The sequence below is a fragment of the Aquimarina macrocephali genome (assembly GCF_051627225.1).
Classification (GTDB): domain Bacteria; phylum Bacteroidota; class Bacteroidia; order Flavobacteriales; family Flavobacteriaceae; genus Aquimarina; species Aquimarina macrocephali.
Window position 1 is genome coordinate 4,842,708 of record NZ_CP151795.1, and the last position, 22,895, is coordinate 4,865,602.

Annotated in this window: 21 protein-coding genes; 12 read left to right on the plus strand and 9 right to left on the minus strand. The window is 31.7% G+C overall.

All coding sequences use genetic code 11. The features are described from left to right. Window positions 1–9: 9 nt before the first annotated feature. Complete coding sequence (locus tag AAFU52_RS21505) at window positions 10–660, plus strand: class I SAM-dependent methyltransferase (protein WP_438423496.1); 651 nt, start codon at window positions 10–12, stop codon at window positions 658–660. 105 nt (window positions 661–765) lie between these two features. Here AAFU52_RS21505 and AAFU52_RS21510 read toward each other — a convergent pair whose 3' ends face one another. Continuing rightward, window positions 766–1,149: a DUF779 domain-containing protein gene (locus AAFU52_RS21510; protein WP_438423497.1), complete on the minus strand. Its 384-nt coding sequence runs from the start codon at window positions 1,147–1,149 to the stop codon at window positions 766–768. Window positions 1,150–1,152: 3 nt separating this feature from the next. Beyond that, window positions 1,153–2,676: an aldehyde dehydrogenase family protein gene (locus AAFU52_RS21515; protein WP_438423498.1), complete on the minus strand. Its 1,524-nt coding sequence runs from the start codon at window positions 2,674–2,676 to the stop codon at window positions 1,153–1,155. A gap of 271 nt (window positions 2,677–2,947) precedes the next feature. Between AAFU52_RS21515 and AAFU52_RS21520 the strand changes: the two genes are divergently transcribed. The 3 genes from AAFU52_RS21520 to AAFU52_RS21530 all read left to right on the plus strand — a co-directional run bounded on the left by AAFU52_RS21520 (window position 2,948) and on the right by AAFU52_RS21530 (window position 8,249). After that, window positions 2,948–3,355 (plus strand): hypothetical protein, encoded by a 408-nt coding sequence (locus AAFU52_RS21520; protein WP_024770107.1) that lies wholly within the window; start codon window positions 2,948–2,950, stop codon window positions 3,353–3,355. 8 nt (window positions 3,356–3,363) lie between these two features. Then, a complete protein-coding gene (locus AAFU52_RS21525) occupies window positions 3,364–4,818 on the plus strand; it encodes a DUF692 domain-containing protein (protein WP_024770108.1) in 1,455 nt (484 codons plus the stop codon). 197 nt (window positions 4,819–5,015) lie between these two features. Continuing rightward, the gene (locus tag AAFU52_RS21530; RefSeq protein WP_438423499.1) at window positions 5,016–8,249 is read left to right on the plus strand and encodes a M14 family zinc carboxypeptidase; all 3,234 of its coding nucleotides are present in this window, start codon (window positions 5,016–5,018) and stop codon (window positions 8,247–8,249) included. A 96-nt stretch (window positions 8,250–8,345) separates the two neighbouring features. Here the strand turns inward: AAFU52_RS21530 and AAFU52_RS21535 are convergent, their stop codons facing one another. After that, complete coding sequence (locus AAFU52_RS21535; protein ID WP_438423500.1) at window positions 8,346–9,896, minus strand: hypothetical protein; 1,551 nt, start codon at window positions 9,894–9,896, stop codon at window positions 8,346–8,348. Window positions 9,897–9,973: 77 nt separating this feature from the next. Continuing rightward, a complete protein-coding gene (locus AAFU52_RS21540) occupies window positions 9,974–10,834 on the minus strand; it encodes an ABC transporter ATP-binding protein (protein ID WP_438423501.1) in 861 nt (286 codons plus the stop codon). A 351-nt stretch (window positions 10,835–11,185) separates the two neighbouring features. Between AAFU52_RS21540 and AAFU52_RS21545 the strand changes: the two genes are divergently transcribed. From AAFU52_RS21545 to AAFU52_RS21555, 3 genes are read left to right on the plus strand one after another with little or no spacing between them, the layout of a single operon-like run. Next, window positions 11,186–12,163 (plus strand): sensor histidine kinase, encoded by a 978-nt coding sequence (locus AAFU52_RS21545; protein ID WP_438423502.1) that lies wholly within the window; start codon window positions 11,186–11,188, stop codon window positions 12,161–12,163. Continuing rightward, entirely contained in the window at window positions 12,164–12,877 is a 714-nt protein-coding gene (locus AAFU52_RS21550) for a LytR/AlgR family response regulator transcription factor (RefSeq protein WP_438423503.1), read from the plus strand. Further along, window positions 12,874–14,142, plus strand: a complete 1,269-nt coding sequence (locus AAFU52_RS21555) for a leucine-rich repeat domain-containing protein (protein ID WP_438423504.1) — start codon at window positions 12,874–12,876, stop codon at window positions 14,140–14,142. Before AAFU52_RS21550 ends, AAFU52_RS21555 begins: the two co-directional genes overlap by 4 nt. A gap of 21 nt (window positions 14,143–14,163) precedes the next feature. Here the strand turns inward: AAFU52_RS21555 and AAFU52_RS21560 are convergent, their stop codons facing one another. Then, window positions 14,164–15,252, minus strand: coding sequence for an Ig-like domain-containing protein (locus AAFU52_RS21560; protein ID WP_438423505.1), 1,089 nt, complete (start codon window positions 15,250–15,252; stop codon window positions 14,164–14,166). Window positions 15,253–15,257: 5 nt separating this feature from the next. Continuing rightward, window positions 15,258–16,370, minus strand: a complete 1,113-nt coding sequence (locus AAFU52_RS21565; protein ID WP_024770116.1) for a hypothetical protein — start codon at window positions 16,368–16,370, stop codon at window positions 15,258–15,260. A gap of 185 nt (window positions 16,371–16,555) precedes the next feature. On the opposite strand from AAFU52_RS21565, the gene AAFU52_RS21570 reads away from it, so the two are divergent. Both AAFU52_RS21570 and AAFU52_RS21575 read left to right on the plus strand, forming a co-directional pair. After that, window positions 16,556–17,344: a helix-turn-helix transcriptional regulator gene (locus tag AAFU52_RS21570; protein ID WP_438423506.1), complete on the plus strand. Its 789-nt coding sequence runs from the start codon at window positions 16,556–16,558 to the stop codon at window positions 17,342–17,344. Between the two features lie 108 nt (window positions 17,345–17,452). Next, complete coding sequence (locus tag AAFU52_RS21575; protein ID WP_024770118.1) at window positions 17,453–18,784, plus strand: S41 family peptidase; 1,332 nt, start codon at window positions 17,453–17,455, stop codon at window positions 18,782–18,784. A 181-nt stretch (window positions 18,785–18,965) separates the two neighbouring features. On the opposite strand, the gene AAFU52_RS21580 is transcribed toward AAFU52_RS21575, so the two are convergent. Then, complete coding sequence (locus AAFU52_RS21580; protein WP_024770119.1) at window positions 18,966–19,175, minus strand: hypothetical protein; 210 nt, start codon at window positions 19,173–19,175, stop codon at window positions 18,966–18,968. A gap of 115 nt (window positions 19,176–19,290) precedes the next feature. Between AAFU52_RS21580 and AAFU52_RS21585 the strand changes: the two genes are divergently transcribed. From AAFU52_RS21585 to AAFU52_RS21595, 3 genes are all read left to right on the plus strand, one after another. Further along, window positions 19,291–19,641 carry a hypothetical protein gene (locus tag AAFU52_RS21585; protein WP_024770120.1) on the plus strand — a complete coding sequence of 117 codons (351 nt, stop codon included), beginning with the start codon at window positions 19,291–19,293 and terminating at the stop codon, window positions 19,639–19,641. Window positions 19,642–19,826: 185 nt separating this feature from the next. After that, window positions 19,827–20,387, plus strand: a complete 561-nt coding sequence (locus tag AAFU52_RS21590; protein WP_024770121.1) for a TVP38/TMEM64 family protein — start codon at window positions 19,827–19,829, stop codon at window positions 20,385–20,387. A 23-nt stretch (window positions 20,388–20,410) separates the two neighbouring features. Beyond that, window positions 20,411–20,950 carry a class I SAM-dependent methyltransferase gene (locus AAFU52_RS21595; protein ID WP_024770122.1) on the plus strand — a complete coding sequence of 180 codons (540 nt, stop codon included), beginning with the start codon at window positions 20,411–20,413 and terminating at the stop codon, window positions 20,948–20,950. Window positions 20,951–21,055: 105 nt separating this feature from the next. Here AAFU52_RS21595 and AAFU52_RS21600 read toward each other — a convergent pair whose 3' ends face one another. Then, entirely contained in the window at window positions 21,056–21,766 is a 711-nt protein-coding gene (locus AAFU52_RS21600; protein ID WP_024770123.1) for a LytR/AlgR family response regulator transcription factor, read from the minus strand. Continuing rightward, complete coding sequence (locus tag AAFU52_RS21605) at window positions 21,763–22,878, minus strand: sensor histidine kinase (protein WP_241461407.1); 1,116 nt, start codon at window positions 22,876–22,878, stop codon at window positions 21,763–21,765. The genes AAFU52_RS21600 and AAFU52_RS21605 overlap by 4 nt, the downstream gene beginning before the upstream one ends. Window positions 22,879–22,895: the final 17 nt, after the last annotated feature.

Consider the following 22,895-nt stretch of genomic DNA (forward strand, 5'->3'; position numbering starts at 1 on the left):
ATATTTGATATGCGACAACGAGGTCAGTTTTTGGTTTTATTAGTTTTGATTGTAGAGATTGGTTATGCCCAATATAAAAAAACGGATTGGGAGGAAAGAGATACGTGGATGAATGTACCTAAAATCTTTAAACTTGCAGAAATAGAGGAAGGTAATGCGGTTGCTGATGTTGGTTGTCATGAGGGGTATCTTACCATGCATCTGGCTCAAAAAGTTGGAGAATCAGGAAAAGTATATGCTGTAGATGTAAGAGAAGATAGACTTGAGAAATTAGATGAATATATTAAAAATCGTAAGCTTGAAAATATAAAAACTATAGTTGGAGATTACGATAATCCTAAATTACCAAATAAAGCACTAGATGTAGTTGTAGTAATGGATACATATCATGAAATGAATGATTACATGAAAATTCTAGATCATATAAAAAACGCTCTTAAACCAGGAGGAAGGATTGTTATCATAGAGAAATTAAAAAAACATATGCTTAATACATCAAGAGCAGAGCAAACCGAAGCGCATACATTGTCTTTAAAATATGTAAAGAAAGAATTACAAAAAGCAGGATTTTCGATCTCTAAAGAAATTAAAGATTTTGGAAAATGGAAAAATGAAACTGATAAAACGATTTGGGTTCTGGTAGGAACCAAAAATAACTAATTTTATCAGTTATGTTTTTGATCCTTGCACTAGGAGACATTTATATTTATCTAAAACATTCATTATGGTTTTATAACGCTTGTAATCTTCCTATCAGTTGTAAATTCATACTTCACCAATATGAATAGAGCTTAATTCTCCCATTTCTTGTTCGGTATATATTCGTGATTTGATTACAAAACGAATTCCCATAGGAATTTCAAGAGAAAAACTAGACCCTCTGCCTTGTACAACATCTATGGTTAATTGCGTATGTTTCCAATATTCAAATTGATCCCCAGACATATAAAAGTTACACCCATGGATATTGCCCAGCCAGATGTCTGTTTCATTAATCATTAATTCTCCCTTCGGAAAACACATCGGGGAGGAGCCATCGCAGCATCCTCCGCTTTGATGAAACATCAACTCCCCGTGTTTTGCAGTAAGGGTATCGATTACAGCTTTTGCTGCATCGGTAATCTTAATACGTGCTATCATTTTATTCATTTTTTAGAAGAAACCCATTGCTTTTTTATCATATGATATGAGCATATTTTTAGTCTGGCGATAGTGATTAAGCATCATTTTATGTGTTTCTCTACCTATACCAGATTTTTTATACCCTCCAAAAGGAGCATGAGCCGGGTAGGTATGATAGCAATTTACCCAAACACGTCCTGCCTGTACTGCTCTAGAAACCTGATAAGCCTGGTGAGTATCGCGAGTCCATACTCCGGCACCTAATCCATAAAGGGTATCGTTTGCTATCTCAATGGCTTCTGCCTGGTCTTTAAAAGTAGTAACACATGCTATAGGACCAAAGATTTCTTCCTGAAATACACGCATTTTGTTATTTCCTTTTAGAAGTGTAGGTTGTATATAATAACCATTTTCAAGACCTTCGATATATGCGGATTCTCCTCCTGTTAATACTTCGCATCCTTCTTCTTTACCAATAGAAAGGTAGTTTAGTATTTTTTCATACTGATCATTAGAAGCCTGAGCACCCATCATAGTTTCGGGATCTAAAGGATGTCCTAATTTAATAGCCTCTGTACGCTCGATAACACGTTCTATAAATTGGTCATAGATACTTTCCTGAATCAGAATTCTAGATGGGCAAGTACATACTTCTCCCTGATTGAGTGCGAACATTACTGCTCCTTCTAAAGATTTATCAAAAAACTCATCATCAGCTTCCATAATACTTTCAAAAAAGATATTTGGTGATTTTCCTCCAAGTTCTAAGGTTACCGGAGTTATGTTTTTTGATGCGTATTGCATGATGAGTTGCCCTGTAGTAGTTTCTCCGGTAAAGGCTACTTTATTAATACGTGGGCTTGATGCTAATGGTTTACCCGCTTCAACTCCAAAACCATTTACTACATTAAGAACGCCAGCAGGAAGTATACCTTCGATGAGTTCCATTAAGATCATAATTCCTACAGGGGTTTGTTCTGCTGGTTTTAAAACAACACAGTTTCCCGCTGCCAGTGCCGGGGCAATTTTCCAGGTAGCCATTAATAATGGAAAATTCCATGGGATAATTTGCCCAACAACCCCAAGAGGTTCTGGTACATTTATAGATACTGTATTGGCGTCGAGTTCACTAACAGATCCTTCTTCTGCACGAATTACGCCAGCAAAGTATCTAAAATGATCAATCGCCAGAGGGAGATCTGCAGCAAGAGTTTCGCGTAATGCTTTTCCATTATCCCAGGTTTCTGCTCGTGCTAATACTTCGAGGTTTTCTTCTAGTACCGTTGCGATTTTCAATAAACAGTTACTACGATATGTGGCAGAAGAATTGTTCCACTCTGGTGCAGCTGCCCATGCAGCATTAATTGCAAGTTCTATATCCTCACTCGTAGAACGAGCTACTTTGGTAAAACTAACACCATCAACCGGAGAGATGTTTTCAAAATACAGACCCTTTACAGGTGAGGTCCATTTTCCTCCAATATAATTATCATATTGGTTCTTAAAGCTTGGTCTTTCCATTTTGCTTTTAGGGGATGCTTGTGAGATACTCATAATTTTAGATTTAAAGGTTTTTAAGTAATAAAATGTGTGTTTTATTGTCTACATGTGTAATGTATTGACAAGAAGGGATCTATCCTTAAATATACGGCATTTTGACCATATTTTTTTAGTGAACATTGTTAATTATTACTTAGATTTTTGAGGAGTATAACACCCTTATATTTAAGGGGTGTTTACCTTGTGCTTTATAGTGGTAAAACTCTGTTTTACAAATGATTGTGTGAGTATTTTTATGTAATTAATAATTAAAACACAAAATAAGATGAAAATTGATCAAAAAAAGGGAAGAGGGGCAGTAAGATTATCGATCCCTGCAAAAGTAGCATATGATGCAAAAGCTTTTCAAAATAGTATTCATGAGCTGTTAGATGAATTAGGATGTCCAAAATGTTTCTCTGGCGTAGACTGCTATTTTCAAACGATTAGAGATTATGTTTTAGACCCAAGAGAGAATGTAGTTTCACGGTCATTGGCTTTTAGAGACCCTTCACCACAACCTAGTAAATTAATAGCAACAAAGACTCTAAGTGTTGGTGTATCTCCCGCTGTATCTTATGATATTGGTAAGATTGATAATGCTATAAAAAGCATTTTTGAAGAAATAGGATGCCTGGCATGTTGTTCGGGGAATGATATATTTTTCCAAAACCAGTTTGATTTTAATTTTTAAAACAAATTATGGGTGTAATTGAAAAAACGCTAGAGTTAGAGTGCCTACCGCAATTAGGGGTAGGCATTATTTACTCACCTACAGTGGCCAATATTAATTTTCCTAATGGGTTAATTGATACATTTGAAATAGAACCTCAAACATTATGCATCAGAGATGAAAATGATAATTTAAAGGTGCCAACAGAAGTTTTTGAAGAAATAAATAAATTACCATATCATAAGCTGGTACACAGTATAGGAGCACCTGTGGGAGGGAGTTTACTGCCAAAAAAGGATCAGTTAGAATTAATTAAGTATACTACAACTCTTTTTGATAGTCCCTGGGTAACAGAGCACCTTAGTTTTAATGCTACTACCGAATTTAATACTGGTTTTTTTCTTCCGCCTTGCCAGACAAAAAAAGGATTGGAGTTAGCAATACGAAATATAAAGTATCTTCAAGATAAAATAGGAAAACCTATTGCTATTGAGACAGGGGTGAATTATCTAAAACCCAATAGTCATGAGATGAATGATGGAAGTTTTGTGGCAGAATTATGTAAAGAAACGGGCTGTGGAATATTATTAGATATTCATAATATTTTTGCCAATCAATTAAATGGCCGTCAAAGTATTACAGATTTCTTAAAAGAAATACCTTTAGAACATGTGGTAGAAATGCATATAGCAGGAGGAACAGAATTGAATAATTTATGGATGGATTCTCATTCTGGACCTATAGATAAAAGGTTACTTGCTATAACAAAAGAAATTTTACCAGATCTTACTAATTTGAAAGCTGTTACTTATGAAATATTCGATTCTTATATTCCTGTAGTTGGTGATGCTCTTATTATTTCTGAAATGGAAAAAGTAAGAGGACTTTGGGAAAATAGAAAAGAGCAATATCGTATTCCTAAGGAAGAAAAACTTCCAAAAACAGTATGCAATATTCAAAAACTTAACCAGGAGTTTGATCCCATAGCATGGGAAAATATATTAGGTAATCATGTTATTGGCCGAGTAGACGAACATGATGTATTAAAGAATGAAGAAAGAATTAAAATATATCAAAAGCTAATAAAAGAATTTAGAGCTTCTATGGTAGCTCGAATATTTAAACTCACAACACGATATATGATGTTGGTATTAGGGATGGAAGTATTTGCCGCCATTCTTAATGATTTTTGGAAATATTATCCACCAGAACAACTAAGTTATAAAGAGGCTAAAAATTTTGCAGCTTATCTAATACATAAGGACTATAAACTTCCTTGGTTAGATAGATTACTTAATTATGAAGTTGCTGTACTCGATACTCTAATGGATGAAACTCTTAGAGTAGTTACTTTTGATGCTGATCCTACACCAATGTTTAATGCTCTTTCTCAAGGAAAGCTACCAAAAAAAATAGGAGATTTGGGAGATTATGAAGTCGAAATTACTCCCGAGACTTCTACAACAAACTGGATGATTATATAGTACTTTTGTAGTAATTATTTTGTGTTGTTTTTTCATAACATTTTCTATAATAAAAGATTAGGAGGAACTCTCCCTAAAAACAAAGAAAAAACGTTTCTAATTAATTCTCACGAATTTAGTACCTTTAGGTTTGATATTTATTACACGATATCATTAAAACCTAAATATTAACTCAATTTAAATTACTCTTAAAACCAATGAAAAACAACATCATGTTAATGCTGTTGGTGTATTGCACCATGAGCATTTCTCTTTTTGCGCAAAAAAGTAATAAAGAGCTCGCTAATGAATACCTGAACCTAAAAGGAGAAGTAATTTTCAGCTTCACAATCAACAACAAATCAGAATTAAGTACTATTACCAAAGAATTAGCTATTGTTCATTTTGATGAAAACACAAATAGTGTTAAAGTAATGGCTAATAAAAATCAGTTTTCATCTTTTTTACAAAAAAAAGTTGCTTTTACAGTCATTTCAGAAGATAACATCATAGGATATAGAACTATGACTTCTGATTTAGCTATAAAAGCTGCTACGTTTCCACTTACTGCATATCCAACATATGGTGATTATGTAACAATGATGAATGATTTTGCTACTAGTAACCCGTCTCTATGTAAGGTAGAAAATATCGGAGCTACGGTTGAAGGAGATAAATCGCTACTGTTTGTAAAATTATCAGATAACGTAAATCAAAATGAGCAAGAACCCAGGGTAATGTATACTTCTTCTATGCATGGTGATGAAATAGCAGGTTATCCTATGATGCTTAACCTTATTGATTATTTACTTGGAGCTTATAACAATACAAGTCATCCAAAACATGCCGAGATTAAGAATCTTTTGGATAATAATGAGGTTTGGATTAATCCACTGGCAAATCCTGATGGTACGTATCGCAATAGTGCTAATAACACATCTGTTGCTAATGCTACCCGGGGAAATGCTAATAACGTAGATTTAAACAGAAATTACCCTGATCCAGATGACGGAGCACATCCAGATGGTAACAGTTATCAAACAGAGACAGTCGCTTTTATGAATTTTGCAGATACTAAACATTTTGTATTGTCTGCTAATTTTCATGGAGGAATAGAAGTATTTAATTATCCTTGGGATACATATGCTGGAGCACATCCTGATGAGGATTATTTTATACATATTTCTAAAGAATATAGAGATCACTGTCAGGCCAATAGTCCTTCTGGATATTTTACTGCATTAAATAATGGTATTACAAATGGGTATGCCTGGTATGAGGTACAAGGAGGGAGACAAGATTACCAGATATACAATCAAAAAGGAAGAGAAGTAACCGTTGAACTCTCTAATAACAAAACACCTGCTGCTAATCAATTAGTAAATTATTGGAACTATAATAGAGAAGCTCTTCTTGCATTTTTGAAACAAGTAAATTATGGTATCCGTGGAGTAGTAACTGATGCAGCAACCAACCAACCGATACAAGCTAAAGTAACAGTTGTAGGTCGTGAGAGTTATGATTCCTGGACACCGACAGAATTACCAGAAGGAGACTATTACAGACCTATTAAAGCAGGAACTTACAATATTTTGTATGAAGCAGAATGTTATGAACCACTTACTTTAACAGGAGTAACGGTAGCAGATTATGCTGCAGTGACTAAAAATGTTCAATTAACTCCTATAGGCGGAGTAGCACCAACAGGATTAGCAGCATCAAATATACAGCCTACGACGGCAACATTGAGCTGGAGTGCTAATTCTGGAGCTACATATGATGTAAGATATCGTGTGACAGGAAGTTCGAATTGGACAACCTTATCTTCAAATACAAATACGATTAACATAACCGGGCTAACCGCTACAACTCAATATGAAGCTCAGGTAAGAAGTAATTGTGCAGGAGGAGCAAGTTCTCCTTACGGTACTTTAATAAACTTTACAACCACAGATACTCAAGCTTGTACAGGGATAAATAGTTTTCCTTATACAGAAAGCTTTGAGACTGGTTTAGGGCTTTGGACTAATGCTACCGGAGATGATATTAATTGGACACGAGATTCTGGAGGAACTTCTTCATCTTCAACAGGACCTTCGTCGGCTCAAGATGGTACTTTTTATTTATATACTGAGGCATCTACAAATGTTACACCGCCAGGAAGTCCAAATAAAACAGCACTTCTTAATAGCCCTTGTATTGATTTAGCAACTCTTTCTGGTATTTCTTTAGAATTTGGATATCATATGTATGGATCCAATATGGGAGCTATGGAAGTCTTAGTAAGTACAAATGATGGAGCTAATTATACATCATTATGGACAAAAAGTGGAGATCTTGGAAATAGCTGGAACCAAGCTACAATTGATCTTACTGCATATGCTGGATCTGTAATAAAATTACAATTTAAAGGCACTACAGGAACAAGTTTTAGAAGTGATATGGCAATAGATAATATTAGCATAAAATCTTCTGCTCCTGATACAGAAGCGCCTTCTATACCAACAGGGCTTACAACATCGTCAGTTACTTCGAGCACTATTGGGTTATCCTGGAATGCCTCGACAGACAATATTGGAGTGTCGGGATATGAAATATACCAGGGAGCTACTTTAGTTACTACAGCAACAAGTACTAGTTATACTGTTACTGGGTTGACTCCTAATACTACGTATACATTTTCTGTAAAAGCTAAAGATGCAGCAGGAAATACTTCTTCATCAAGTAATACAGCTAGTGGAACAACGTCGAATACTTCAACTACATATTGTGCTTCTAAAGGAAGTAATGTAAATTATGAATATATCGATTATGTGGGATTAGGTGGTATTGCAAATACGACAACTGCAAATGCTGGGTATGGAGATTTTACCAATTTGATTGCTAATATTGGGACAGGAACAAATACAATTGTAGTAAGTGCCGGTTTTGCAAATACGGCATACAGAGAATATTGGAGTATTTGGATTGATTATAATCAGAATGGTACCTTTGATAGTGCTGAGCAGATTGTATCAAACTTATCCAATAGTAGTGATAATCAGTCATTTAATTTTGATGTTCCTACTACAGCTGTAGCAGGTAATACAAGAATGCGTGTGTCTATGAAATACAGCACAGCATCTGGACCATGTGATACCTTTACTTACGGAGAAGTAGAGGATTATACCGTAAATATTAGCACAGCTTTGCTTTCTAAAGGAAATGATTCTTCTTTGGTAAATGATTTTATATTGTATCCAAATCCAATAAAAGAGGGAATGTTATTTATAAAAAATATGAATCAAAAAAATGTATCCTATAGAATTATCAATTATATGGGGCAAACGGTAATGGAAAATCAATTATCGGGAGATAAAATCAACGTAGCACGTTTATCTAATGGTATGTATTTTTTAGAGGTTAATACTGGCAATAAAACTATTACCAAAAAGTTTATTATAACTAAGTAATTTAGATAGATATAATAAAAGCTTCTGGAAGATAAATCTTCCGGAAGCTTTTTTGATTAAACCTGTTCGGTTTTTGGATTGAAGTACTGATCGTATTTATATTCTTTTCAATTCTATATTTCTAAGACCATAGCTAATGGTTAGTGATAGTATTGCCAGAATAGCAATACTGATGAGGTAGCTATATTGATGGTGTAATCCACCAAAATAATCGGTAAATGGTACTGCATTAATATTGGCATAGGTGATCATGAAGAATAAGATTTCGAATAACTTCTTTCCTTTAGTCAAAATCCCAGTTAGAACAGCAAGTGAAACAATAAAAAAGCCACCAAGTATAATAGAAGTAACATGCATGAAATCAAGCTGTATCATATACCTTAATACTAATGGTAAAGCAAGTAAAAGAGCCAATAGAATTCCGGATAGTACTTGAGATAACAAGAGTCTTTTGAGTGGTTGATACGAAGCAAAGGTAAAGAAATGTGTGCTAAATATTCTCTCTTTGGTCACTAATGAAGACCATCTGCCTACTTGTAAGAACCAGACTATAGGCAATATCATTTGATGAGCAATAGATAGAGGAGCAAAACATAACGCCAACATACCTGCAATATTTAGTATCCATAACCATTTATGCCCACTTCGTATGAGTAATATAAATTCAGTTTTTATAAGAGGTAATATTTTGAATGAGAGAGAGACTTTTGGAAGTTTGGAAATATCGATATCATTATCATTTTTAGTTTTTAAGAGTGTTTTCTTGTTTTTTAATTGAAAACGTTCTTTAACTCTAAACCTATGAAAAAACAGGGAAGCAAGACCTAGTAAAAGAATTCCAAAAATAATCCATCCCAAACGACTTAAAATATACCCTATAGGAAAATCAACTCCTTCAAAAACAAAATAATTAGCATCAGATACATTTCCTAATACAAACCCAATGTTTATTCCACCTAAATCTTTATGACCCACTATATTTCTTACCGTTTCTTCCATTTGAGATGTGATTATCTTAGTGCCAAATGCATCTAAATAAAAATTCTTTGATGTATCACTAGGTTTATAAATAGCCATTATCGAAAAAAGAAAGAAAAAAAGAATATTTTGAAGGATAGATTTTTGACCTAAAAAGACTTCAAACAATACCGCTAGTACCGAAATAAAAAACAAAGAAGGAATAGCAATAACACTGTATGGAATAATAAATTGAAGTATTTCAAAAGAAAACCCATCATTATATAAGAAGAATAGTATGATGCTCATTATAAATACGATAAATGCTATAGTAGACAATAACAAAAAGTTACTAATCGTTTTTGATAGGAGATATCCAAAATTTGAAACCCTTGTAGTGGCTATGATTTGACCTACTTTACTGCTTATGTCATTTTTGATCGTACCATTAACTAGATAAAAACCAACTAAAGAAAGAAAAACACTAGTCATAAGTGCTGTTACGTAACCTATCCACGAAGAGTTATAAAAACCTAGATAGTCTCCGATCCGAATGGTAGAATAACTAGCGCCAGGGGCAGGAATAAATGAATATGCCACAGCAAGACTAATACATAATGTGATCAAAAAAGCATAGCTACGAGTACGTTGTAAATAATCTGATTTTATTATAGTTATAAAATTTTTCATACGTTTAAATTTTAAACATTTCCTTTTATGAAAATGTATTTAAGTTTTTTTAATGTTCGTTTCATGAATTGATTATGTTATTTTTTGGTTGTATATAGATAAGCATCTTCCAGAGTTGCTTTACATGGTATTGCTGATTCTATATGTGTTTCAGATATATATCGTACGGTAACAGCCTCTTTTTTTCGAATGGTATTAAGGGTAATATGATGGTTTATAAAATTGGGCACATCTTCTTTATTCATTGTTATTTCAAACACTTTGTTTTTTACTGTATCAACAATAGTTTTCTGATTTCCCTGACATAATAGTTGGCCTTCTTTCATTATAGCTACCTGATCTGCTATAGTATCAATATCAGAAACAATATGTGAGGACAAAATAACAATACAATCATTGGCTAATTCTGAAATTAAATTTCTAAAACGTACACGTTCTTCAGGATCCAAACCAACGGTCGGTTCATCAAATAATAATATTTTTGGATGATTAAGTAGTGCCTGAGCGATCCCAATACGTTGTTTCATTCCTCCAGAATAATTACCTATAGGTTTTTTGGCTACTTCGGTTAGATTTAATCCTTCAAGGAGAAATGCAATTCTTTGTTTTAATTGTGTTCCCCCGATACCTTTTAGTGCAGCCATGTATTCTAAAAATTCGTAAGCATTCAAGTTAGGATACACTCCAAAATCTTGTGGTAGATACCCTAGTTGTTTTCGCATATAGTTAGGATCTTTTACAACGTTGTTTTTGTTTAATAAAATGCTTCCATTTGATGGTTTACTAATAGTAGCAATCATTTTTAATAATGTGGATTTTCCTGCGCCATTAGGACCAAGTAATCCCAAAATACCATTCTCTATGTTTAGGGTATATTCTTTTAATCCATATTTATTGCTGTTGTATCTTTTGGATACGTTTTGTATATCTAGTTTCATTTGATTACTGTTTTAGTGGTTTTTGATACATTTTTACAATTCACTTTTTTAGATTGCAACGAAAGTTTTTATCATGCTAATAATAAATAGTACAATAAGAAGGCATAAGTTTTGAATTGATTTCATAATGATTGATTTTTGAATTAACACTTCAAAAGTGAGGGTAAACCAATACATTAAAAAGAAAGAATGATCAATGTGCTAGATTTAGTGATCAATAATACTAAAGCTGAGTTTGTTCCCTACATCAGTATATTGAAGACGTTTACAGTCAAAAGAACTCCTTTGATCATTAATATCTGTGTTTTAGATGCATTTTCTAGTATTTTTGAGAATATTTAAAGAAAAAATATGTCCAAATTAGATCAATGGATAGATAATCGTTTTGTGCAGAATATTGCGGTATGGCTTTTTACCACATTAATTCTAGCAATGTCAATTCAGTCAGAAAACAGGCTTCTTACTGCTGTATGGGTAACGTTATACCTTATTGTTCCTGTGTATATAAACAACCTAAAAATATTACCACTATTTAACAGGAAAAATAAGCTTTTAGGAATTGGACTTTTCTGTCTCAATGCTTTTTTGTTTAGTTGTATTGCTGTTTTTTTTATGAGTAAACAGTTTCAAAAATTCGAATGGGCGATGCTATACAATCTTTTTTCTGTAATGGTTTTGGCCTTATTGTTTAGTTCAGCGATAAAGATTGCAAAAGATAGTTTTACTCGTAGACAAGAAATAAAAGATGCCGAATTAAAACTTTTGAAAGCACAGTTAAATCCACATTTTCTGTTTAATACACTAAATAATTTATACGGCTTATCTGTTGTAAATTCTGACAAACTACCAGGTTTAATGTTAAAGCTTTCAGATTTACTACGATATAGTTTATATGATACCAAAGAACAATTAGTTCCTTTACAAAAAGAAATTCAATACTTACAAAATTATGTGTCTTTAGAGCGTATACGCTTAGAAGATAAAACAGAGATAGAGCTAAATACTTATGGCGAAATGGTTACTTTAGATATAGCCCCAATGCTTTTGATTGTGTTTGTAGAAAATGCTTTTAAGCATTTGGCCATATCTAAAAAAGGAGAGAGTAGAGTGTCGATTACTATTGAGATAGTTGAAGGTGAATTATTGTTTACTTGTGTAAATACAGCTGATTATAGAGGAGGTGATGAATCTGATCTGGAAAAGGGGAAAAGTGGTATCGGTTTACAAAATGCAAAAAAACGATTGACTCTCATATATCCAGACAGACATACCCTGAGTATTAGTAAAAAAGAAGAAGAGTTTGAAGTTCAATTAACCTTAAAATTATAAATGGAGATTTTAAAATGTATTATCGCAGATGATGAGCCCATTGCGCGTCAGATATTAGAAAATTATATTGAGCAAGTCCCCAATTTAGAAGTATTAGCATCTTGTAAAGATGCTTTTGAGGTTATGAAAATTCTTCAAAACCAATCTGCGGATGTTCTTTTTTTGGATATAAACATGCCAAAATTATCAGGATTAAGTTTGTTGAAAACAATGCAGAAACGACCAGATGTTATTATTACAACCGCATATCCAGAGTATGCTATAGAAGGGTTTGAATTGTCGGTAACTGATTATTTATTAAAACCTTTTTCGTTAGAACGTTTTATCCAGGCAGTTATAAAAATTCAGAAAAAAAATGTAACGGATACTACCGTAGTACACCTTTCAGAAAAGGAAGAAATAGCCACTTCTGTTTTTGTGAAAAGTGATAAAAAATTAATTAAAGTACCTTTTAAAGATATTCAATACATAGAGGCTTATGGTAATTATATTAAAATTTTTACCGATACTATGATTTTAACTCCCAATACGTTATCAGATTTTTTTGATAAACTTCCTAAAGAAGATTTTATAAGAATTCATAAATCATTTGTCATTAATTTTAACGAACTAAAACTAATAGAAGGTAACCAGTTAATACTTAATAATACGACTACTTTACCTATTGGTAAATCCTACCGAAAACTGGTTTTAGATAAAATAGATGGAATATGATATTAGTCTTGGATATTTTTGATATGACAAAAAGGTCATTGATTTCTGTTTTAATACTAATATTAGTGTATTCTAGTGGTAGTGCTCAGAAAGATGTTTACCCTAGTTATATGATAAAAGCTTTTGAGAATAAAGAAAATATTGAATCTTTGGGTTTTGACAAAGGGGATCCCGTAATACCAGACTCTATAGGAGTTTTTAGCAATTTAAAAGATCTAAAAATATTTAGAAACCAACTGAGCGAATTGCCTGAGTCAATAGGAGAATTAACTAATCTAGAAGTGTTCTTCATTTTTGAAACTAACCTTAAAGAGCTACCAGATTCATTTACTAAACTAATCAAATTAAGAGATTTAAGAATTACGTATAGCAAGTTAAAGGAAATATCATATTTAATGAGATTAAAAGAATTAAGGACGCTTGATTTAGCAAATAATAATATAAGCCTTGTCCCAGAAGAGATTGGGAGATTGAGTCATTTATATTGGCTAGAATTTCATAATAATAGGCTGAGGTATCTTCCAGAATCTATTGGGGAGCTCGTGGAGTTAGAAATGTTGCGATTAAATAAAAACAAACTAAGAAAATTACCAGAGTCTATAGGTAATTTAAGAAATTTAGAAAAACTTGAGCTTTATAAAAATAAGCTCCGTGATTTACCAGATTCTTTTAAAAACCTGACTAGTCTCGAAACACTTTATTTACGTGATAATAAGTTCGATTCTCTACCTATCGTAATAGGAGAGTTAAAAGGGTTGCAATCACTTAGTATTGGAGGATTAAGACTTAAGACTGTTCCTGAATTCGTAAAAAAAATAACAGGGTTGAGATCAATAAGCTTACAAAGAAATAAATTAAAAGAGTTTCCTGAAGTGGTAAGTACGTTAGAAAATTTAGAAATTCTAGTTCTTAATCAAAATAAAATAAAAACCTTACCACAATCTTTAGCAAAATTAACGAAGCTTAAGAAAATATATTTATCAGATACAAAATTAGATAGTTTTCCTGATGTTATAAAAAATATGAAGATGTTGGAAGAGCTGGATTTAAGCAAAAACAATTTAAATAACATTCCAGATTTCATTGGTAATTTAAATAATCTGGAGGAATTAATCCTTAACAAAAATAAGTTGAGAAACTTACCTGAGACTATTAAACATTTAGTTAAGTTAAAAAGGCTAGAGATAACTAATAACAAACTTACAGAAGAAGAAAAACAAAAAATAAAAGAATTATTGCCAGAATCGTGCGAGATTTCCTTTTAAATCGAGATCAAAATCTACCTTTTATTTAACATTAAACTCCAGCTTATATTCAATAGGTAATTGTTTCATATCTGAAAGGCCAATTTCACTATCAAATAATCTATCTAAATTATTTCCTGCTAAATCTTCAATGTGAGTGTCAAACAAAATTTTGTAATTCCCTTTTTTCCAGGGATGTAATGGTGTAAAGGATAAAGTTGATTCGTGATCAGTATATTGCCAATTTCCATCAATTTTTTCTTCTTTTGCATTTATAATAGTTACACTATTTAGTGTACTACCATAATCTAGAGACTCATAACATGAAATCAATAAACGTGATTTAGAATTTACTTTTGGGAACTGTATTTTCCATGACTTTATATCGGGTTTTACACGATCGGCAATAGTGACTCTAAATGAGTGTATAAAGTCTTGCTGCATAGATATACCATTTGCGTCCTTCAATTTTTTTAAAACAACAAGTTTATATGTCTTTCCATTTTCAAAAACCGGACCTAATAACGTATTAGGTATTAAATCACGTTTTTGGCGTCCTGGTTCTATCCAAACGGTTAAAAGCTTCCCATTATCACTAATGAGAGCATTTTCTAAGGATAAAGTAGCATTGGATATAGTATCTCCTGTAGCATTTATGAATCGTATGTGGTCATAAACATAAGTTTCACTGATTGGGTGAGAGAATTGAATATACCATTTTAAGAGATTAGAAGGAAGAATTTTTGCCGAAGGGTAAATCGATTTTACAGAAAGATGTTTGTATTCTTCTGGAGTATCAAGTTCGAAATATTCTATTGCATCACGATATACTAATGTATATTTTTGATTCCATCCAAATGGTATTAACGGAATAAAACGTAGTACCGTTTTTTCCTGAATCAACTTACCTAATATTGGATTTACATTAGAAAGTTCTTCTTTAGGAATCTCACCTCTATAGACATAGAGGTTTCCCGAAGTTTTCGCATCTTTTTTTATAGTAATAAACTCCTTGTTAAAGGTAAATTCCGGAGATTTTTGAGCATACATCTCCAGAATAGAAAAGAATACTATTATAACGAAAAGTATAAAGTTTTTCACATTACTAATAAATAATACTTTTTTATCCAAAGTTGCTATTTCTCAAGCCACCAGCTATTTCCTTTTTTTAGAGCAAGATTTCCACTGGATTCTCTTTGAACAATAAGAAAACCAGTCTCTCCAAATTTATCTAATTGCTGTACATTAACAAAAGGTAGGTTTACATAATTTACTCCTTCAGCTGCACCTTTTTTAATAACCGGAGAAGTAAGAGAGCCATTGTAGGATTCCAGGTCAGTAAATTCCATTTTCATTAGTGGTCTGTTGCTATTGGCAATAAGTAAGTATCGTTGACCACCATTTTTGATTTCTACCATATCTACAGGGCTGTTACCACTTCCTAATTCTGCAATAGTTCTACCTTTATTATGTTTTCCGGGTTTAATGTTATCCATGGGGAAAATAACAAGAGGAGTACACGTATAACCAGCAATGATATGAGAACTACCTTTTATCGTAGTTGGTATAAATGCTTTTATAGGAGCATGAGTCTCATATTGACCATGCGCAGCATGATAAATCTCTAAAGAGCCATAATCTTGTTTATCAGTAAAAGGAAAATCAACCGATCTGAAAGTAGAAGCAAATTCTTTATTACTTAGGCCAGAAAGCATTACTTTGCCAGAAGTATATTTGATATCTGCAACTGCCCATTTACGAAGTTTTCGACCTCGTTTATCTTTCGCTTCTTTATGAACTGGATCTATTAATGAAGTTTTGCTATGAGATATATTATCGAGGGAAACTTTTTTTAACTTATTATTCTCAACGCGAAACAATAGTACATTACCCGAACTATGATGAACAGAGAGGTAAATATTATTATTTTCTGGATTAACTACCATATCTGTGATTTGTATCTGATCGATGGCAGTGCCCAACATATCAGCAATTAATTTATCAAGAAAATCAATCTTCACCGTACTATTATCAACTTTTGGATGGGTACTTAGATCTATTGCAACAATTTGTGCAGATTTGCTATCACCAATAAACAAAATACCTTCTGGTCCAAAGGTCATCGAATTGATAGAAGTAATACCAGGGTCACCGGTTTTAAAATTTGCTTTTAAAGAAGAATTAGCCAGAATAGGGTTTTCTAAAAAAGAAAGGATCAATAAAAGAACGAACGTTATTAATGTTTTCATAATGTTTGATTTATAGAATGATCAAAGTTCTTAAATGTAGGAAAAAAGAGCTATGTCCACAGTTAAAGAAATGCCAATATGAATTCTAATTTTTTAAACTATTTTAATGGCATTATATTTGTTTCTATACAATTCATGAATTTGATATTTTAGAAAGAAAGATTCATTTTTTGGCGATATACATTATGATTGCATTAAAAACTAAAGAATTTTTAGGAAAAACGACAGAGCAGTTTTCTTTTGAAAGTTATGATATTTCTATGGTAAAATATCACAAACCGGTTTCAGAAGATTGGCATTCTCATGAAAAATATCACCTTTCGTTGGTCTTGCAAGGAGGTAATCTAGAATCACGAAAAGGAAAAGACATTCAAGTCCTTCCAGGAAGTATCATACTGTATGATAAGTTAGAAGTACATAGAAATAGATATACCGCATTTCCGTCTGAGAATTTAAATATAGAAATTGATGATTCTTTTTTTGTGAAAAATGAACTGTCAACCTCGGATTTTAGGAGTTCTATTCTTAAAAATACTGCTGTTCAATTTCAATTACTAAAAATATATAAGGAATTAAAGATAGATGATATATCTTCTTCAGATTCTATTCACTCATCGTTACTAACATTATTTTCGGGATATACCAAGGTCATTGATTATAAACCTCTTTGGGTTGATGCTATTCGAGAGCTATTATGTGATCGATGGGACGAATTTATTACATTAACAGAGTTATCACAAAAACTACAGATACATCCAGTTACAATTTCCAGATACTTTTCAAAATATTTTAATTGTACACTTGGAGAGTATATGCGCAGGATTAAAATTGAAAAAGCAATTTTGTTCTTAAAACACACTAACAAGCCTCTTACCGAAATTACATTTCTGTGTGGTTTTTTTGATCAAAGTCATTTTTCTAAAACTTTTAAACTCTGTACCGGGTTTAAACCGAATGAATTTAGAAGAATATAGAGGAGTGTGCTCCCGAGGTTAATTTCATCCTATTTTTCATGATTCTTTATTTGTTAATTTACATATGGCAAAAAGATCATTTGTCGATAATTAATAATTTCAACTTTCATGAAACAAACAGTATTACAGAAAAGTAAAATGGTAATCGCATTTCTTTTCATCACAACATTTCTTTTTGCTCAATCTAATAATGATATCATTAAAGAAGCGCAAAAGCTATTAGAAGATAATTATATCTTCTTAGATAAAGCAAAAGAAACCAATGCTCATTTGGATGCATTGATGAAAAAAGGTTTTTTTGATGATAAGTCACCATCAGATTTTGCTAAAGCATTCACCAAGGAGTTACGAAAAATCACAAAAGATAAGCATCTACGCTTTTTATCTCCCAGACCACCAGAACAATCTCAAGAAGATACAAAAGCTTCTTTTGTACAAAACTTATCTAGATATAGACCTCCTATGTTAAGGGGATTTAAACTTATGAAAGCAAATATCGGTTATATAGACCTTGCTTATTTTGGTGGTTCTGAGGAACATTTAGCAAAAATAGATCAGGTTATGAATGATATGCTTATAGCAGATGCTATAATTATAGATATGAGAAGAAATGGAGGAGGAAGTCCAACAACAGTAAATTATTTATCGAGTTACTTCTTTAATGAGAAATTATTATTAAACACTATTTATTCGCGTGCTACTGATCACACCGAAGAATTATGGGTTGCAGATGTAAAAGGTGTTAAAAGACCTAAAGTGCCTGTTTATATTCTAACAAGCGATTATACATTTTCTGGTGCCGAAGATTTTTCATATACTATGCAAAGTAGAGGTAGAGCTACTATAATAGGGGAAATTACAGGAGGAGGAGCACACCCAACGAGAGGTTTTTCTTTGCCAAATGGATTTAGGATTGCTATACCTTTTGCAAGAACTATAAACCCGGTTACCAAAACCAATTGGGAAGGTGTAGGAGTACAACCAGATATAAAAATGTCTGCAAATAAGGCTTTGGAAAAAGCAAAAGAACTAGCATCAGTAAAAGCTGTGACATATAAAGATTCTTTTTTTGAGCCTTTAGAAAAAACTCTTGCAACCATAGAAAAAAATAAAACAACGAACCAAGAATCTAAAGCAGATATACACAAGCAACTTATTTTATTGACCAAAACAGGTATGATAAATGAAAGTGAAATTAATGCAATGGGGTATTATTATCTTCAAAATAATAAACCACAAACAGCTTTAATAATTTTTGAATCTAATACTCAGTTATTTCCCGATTCTGCAAACGCCTGGGATAGTCTTGCTGAAAGTCATTTGGGGTTAGAAAATAAAGAAAAAGCAATTGAATATTATGAGAAAGCAATTAAAATGGATCCCAAGGGAGGAGTAGGAGAAAATGCAAGAGGAATGCTAAAAAGGATTAAGTCGCAATAGTTATGTAAAGTAATACATATGTGATTATTAAGTGTACTATTAAAATCACAAAACAAAACGTCAGGTTAGTTCTAATTTTTATAGAATTAACCTGGCGTTTTGTTTTATACCTATATCAAACCTTGTATCCAATACTTAAACCTAACTATGGATTGGCCCAAATAGAAGAGAAGAAGTAAAATTATTTCTCTTTATGGTCAATAATATCTCTTATTTCTACTCCCATATAATCGGCAATTTTCTTTAGCCGCTCAAAATCTTTTACCAGATCTTTTCGCTTAACCACATAATCTCCTGCCTGTGGACTAACTCCTAAAGCTTTTGATATGCCGTATACCGTTTTAGCTCCTTTACTTTTTCTAAGGAGCCTTTTTAATTTCTTATTAATCATAAAAACAAATATACATATAACATTTGATTAATCAAATAAATTTTTATTAAAGAAATATTTGAATATTAAAAAAATGTTTGTATATTCGTAGCATACAAATTCAAATCATCGAAATATGAAACTTTTATTTGCAACAGTACTATTTTGCGTGTCTATAGGAAATGCAACTCCCTCTAAAACAGAACCTCGTACTGATAAAAAAGAGAAAACAGAACGTAAAAAAGAAGTTGAAAAGAAAACATCATTGAACAAAAATGTTCACTCTCTGAAAAAATGGAAAATGACGATTGAATATGTTAATGGTAATACGATATCGAAGACGATTGTTGTAAGCAAAAACTCACGTCTAAGTGCATTACAAACTGCTTTTGAAGAAGCAGAGAAGCACTTAAAAAATATAAAAAACGTAAAAGAATACAATATATCTCCTGTAACCAGTTCTTATGTGCTATTAGCAGGTGATTAAGAATTAATCAGTAACCCCTGAACTTACCTATTTTAATAAAAAAAGAAGCCACATTGTGTGGCTTCTTTTTTTTATGAATCAAACGGAATATTTATAAATTGGTACGAAACAAGGATTTTTTTATAATGAAGTGGTTTAATGTGTAACTATTTTTGAACATATTCGTCATATTTTAAACGACCAAGATGTCATCAAAGCTTCAATACATAATAAAGTACACCTGGATAGGTCTTGTTGCTATATGTTTGTTGATATATTTTATTTACCCAGACCTGTTTACAAAAGAAAAAATCGCTTCTTTTGTAGGGCAGTTTCATAAATATGCTTGGATGGCTTATTTTTTAATACATATTATAAGAGGTTTTATCTTATTACCCAGTACACCTTTAATTTTTGCTGGCGTATTATTGTTTCCCAATAATTTAGTTTGGGTGCTCATTATCTCTTTAACGGGGATTCTTGCATCATCATTACTAATCTATTTTTTTTCGAATAGACTGGGTTTTTCTAATGTATTTAAAAGAGATAATACTAAATTTAATCTTATAGAAAATAGATTATTGGGTAAAAATGGTTATTTATATATTATCCTCTGGTCTTTTATTCCGATAGTACCTACGGATTTAATTTGTTACCTATCCGGTGCTATTAAAATCAAAATTCCTGTATTTATAACCTCCATTTTATTAGGAGAGTTGGTTTTATGTTCAATTTATATCTTTGGTAGCGCATTCATCATCAATTAGAAAACAATCATAATCAAAAAATCATGTCAAACTTTTTCACAATTACTGCTTTAAAAAACCTAAAACAAACAGGAAGCTTATTTCGAAGTTCTAAAACATTAGCAAATAAACTTGTTGAACCTTTGGGTAATAATAAAGATTTGGTAGTAATTGAGTTAGGTGCTGGTGATGGAATAATTACGAAACAAATTTTAAGCAAAATAGGAGGGAATTCTTATTTACATTCCTTTGAAATAAACCTTTCATTTGTACCTATATTAGAGAATATAAATGATGAACGTTTAACGATACATAATACATGTGTATCTAATTTAGCTACTATTTTTTCTGAAAATAAAGTAGATTTTGTAGTGTCTTGTTTGCCTTTAGCGAATATTGAACATACTTTTAAAAAACAACTAATCGAAGATGTGAAATTTATACTCAAAGATAACGGAAGCCTGATTCAGTATCAATATTCTAAAAAAGATTTAGAGTTTTTAAAAAACAACTTTGCAGATACAAGCACAACGCTTTGTATTAAAAATATTCCACCAGCATTTATTTATAATTGCAAAAACTAAATACCATTATTTTTTAGTGTAGTACAGATCTATATCAATTACAACCTAACTTAATTTCTAAGATAAATTATATTTTCTTTCTTTCCTCTTAAAATTAATACACTTCTATCCATTAGAACTATACAGCTTATAAATACTACTCTTATATGTCTGGCCTATAGGGATTTTGTGAGTATCGATCAAGATTCTATTGCCCTCAATAGTTTCTATTTTATCGATAGCAACAATAAAAGATTTATGAACTCGTATAAAGTTATCTTTTGACAAAACCTCTTCCAGAGATGATATTTTTTCATGACTAACGATCATACCTTCATTAAGATAGAGTTTTGTGTAATTTCCATAAGCTTCAATAAACAAAATTGTTTCTGTAGCTATTTGATGATATTTTTTGTCTCCTTTTATAAAGAAGCGAGTTTGTTTTACAGTAGGAGATGGTTGTGGTGTGGTTGTATTATTTTTTACAACCGTATTAATAGTCTTATTGATAGCTTTTACAAATCGCTCAAAAGGAAAAGGTTTTAATAAGTAATCTGTGATTTCTAGCTCATAACCTTCGATAGCAAACTCTTTATACGCCGTTGTAACAATAACCTTAGGAGGGTTAGATAGTGTTTTTAAGAACTCAAAACCTGACAATTTTGGCATATTAATATCTAAAAATATAAGATCTACCTGTTCTTGATTAAGCATTTGCATTGCCTCGAAAGCATCATAACAGTTACCAGCTTTTTCCAGATGTGGTAAATTATTGCAATACCCTTCGATAATACGATGTGCAATAGGTTCGTCGTCTATAATAATGTATCGTATCATTGTATATCTATCTCTAAGGTTGTCTTGTAAACGGTTTTGTCTTTTTCGATAAGTAGTTTATGTTTTTTTGGATAAATAAGTTTTAACCTGTCTTTTAAATTATCCAATCCAATCCCATGTTGACTAGTTTCTTTTGGTTCTTCATAATTATTTTCAATACAAAATGAAATAATATCGTCTTTGGCTGTTAAATTAATATGAATATAAGCATCTTTTGTTAATCGTTCTACGCCATGTTTAAAAGCATTTTCTAGCAAAATGATAAACAACAAAGGTGCAATCTTATCATCTTCATCATAAGTATAATCAAATGTTATAACCACTTTTTTTTGATACCGTATTTTATGTAATTCTATATAATTCTCTAAATATTTGATTTCATCTTTTAATGATACAACATCTTGCTTACCTTCATAAATAGTATATCGCATCATATCAGATAGTTTTAGAACTACTTCTGGAGCACTATCAGATTTTTCTACTGTTAAGCCATATAAATTATTTAATGTATTAAAAAAGAAATGTGGATTTACCTGGCTTTTTAATAAAGCCAACTCAGCTTTCCCTTTTTCTGCTTTCAATGTCTTTAGCCATTTCCATTGCTCAAATAACCAAAGCATAATTAGAATGGGTATAGGTAATGTAAGAATAATGAATGCAATATCTTTTTCATCATTTAAATAAGTGTCTAAGTTTTTAGAAAACAAGCGAACATAAAAGAAATAGGATATTGCAATTGTATAGATTACTAGAATGAACAGCTTATATTTCTTAAAAAATGAAGAAAATAACACATAAAAAACACCTAGCCAGAACAATGTAATTAGAAATATAACGATAGGGTTATCTGGGATTTTCCAATAACTATCTACTGTAATGGCTACTATGAGTAAAAGTATTAGTCCAAGTATTTTGTATACTACAATTTTATTTTTCTTAAAATATTTGAATTTATAAATAGGAAGTGAGGTAACGAACCACCAAAATGTAAAAATGACAATAACCTCTATATACTCATCTTCCGGAATTTTAATGAACCCTATATATTCTAAATATAGTATTGTAAAGAAGACCACAAAAAAACCAATTAGAAAAGCTTTATATTTTTTCAAAAATGTAATCATATCCA

What these genes read in the sequence shown, in the direction of transcription:
- AAFU52_RS21590 (WP_024770121.1), top strand. Translation starts at nt 19,827, where the DNA reads ATGTCATCAAAGCTTCAATACATAATAAAGTACACCTGGATAGGTCTT.
- AAFU52_RS21555 (WP_438423504.1), top strand. Translation starts at nt 12,874, where the DNA reads ATGATATTAGTCTTGGATATTTTTGATATGACAAAAAGGTCATTGATT.
- AAFU52_RS21595 (WP_024770122.1), top strand. Translation starts at nt 20,411, where the DNA reads ATGTCAAACTTTTTCACAATTACTGCTTTAAAAAACCTAAAACAAACA.
- AAFU52_RS21545 (WP_438423502.1), top strand. Translation starts at nt 11,186, where the DNA reads ATGTCCAAATTAGATCAATGGATAGATAATCGTTTTGTGCAGAATATT.
- AAFU52_RS21535 (WP_438423500.1), bottom strand. Translation starts at nt 9,896, where the DNA reads ATGAAAAATTTTATAACTATAATAAAATCAGATTATTTACAACGTACT.
- AAFU52_RS21570 (WP_438423506.1), top strand. Translation starts at nt 16,556, where the DNA reads ATGATTGCATTAAAAACTAAAGAATTTTTAGGAAAAACGACAGAGCAG.
- AAFU52_RS21520 (WP_024770107.1), top strand. Translation starts at nt 2,948, where the DNA reads ATGAAAATTGATCAAAAAAAGGGAAGAGGGGCAGTAAGATTATCGATC.
- AAFU52_RS21525 (WP_024770108.1), top strand. Translation starts at nt 3,364, where the DNA reads ATGGGTGTAATTGAAAAAACGCTAGAGTTAGAGTGCCTACCGCAATTA.
- AAFU52_RS21510 (WP_438423497.1), bottom strand. Translation starts at nt 1,149, where the DNA reads ATGAATAAAATGATAGCACGTATTAAGATTACCGATGCAGCAAAAGCT.
- AAFU52_RS21550 (WP_438423503.1), top strand. Translation starts at nt 12,164, where the DNA reads ATGGAGATTTTAAAATGTATTATCGCAGATGATGAGCCCATTGCGCGT.
- AAFU52_RS21600 (WP_024770123.1), bottom strand. Translation starts at nt 21,766, where the DNA reads ATGATACGATACATTATTATAGACGACGAACCTATTGCACATCGTATT.
- AAFU52_RS21505 (WP_438423496.1), top strand. Translation starts at nt 10, where the DNA reads ATGCGACAACGAGGTCAGTTTTTGGTTTTATTAGTTTTGATTGTAGAG.
- AAFU52_RS21580 (WP_024770119.1), bottom strand. Translation starts at nt 19,175, where the DNA reads ATGATTAATAAGAAATTAAAAAGGCTCCTTAGAAAAAGTAAAGGAGCT.
- AAFU52_RS21530 (WP_438423499.1), top strand. Translation starts at nt 5,016, where the DNA reads ATGAAAAACAACATCATGTTAATGCTGTTGGTGTATTGCACCATGAGC.
- AAFU52_RS21515 (WP_438423498.1), bottom strand. Translation starts at nt 2,676, where the DNA reads ATGAGTATCTCACAAGCATCCCCTAAAAGCAAAATGGAAAGACCAAGC.
- AAFU52_RS21575 (WP_024770118.1), top strand. Translation starts at nt 17,453, where the DNA reads ATGAAACAAACAGTATTACAGAAAAGTAAAATGGTAATCGCATTTCTT.
- AAFU52_RS21540 (WP_438423501.1), bottom strand. Translation starts at nt 10,834, where the DNA reads ATGAAACTAGATATACAAAACGTATCCAAAAGATACAACAGCAATAAA.
- AAFU52_RS21565 (WP_024770116.1), bottom strand. Translation starts at nt 16,370, where the DNA reads ATGAAAACATTAATAACGTTCGTTCTTTTATTGATCCTTTCTTTTTTA.
- AAFU52_RS21585 (WP_024770120.1), top strand. Translation starts at nt 19,291, where the DNA reads ATGAAACTTTTATTTGCAACAGTACTATTTTGCGTGTCTATAGGAAAT.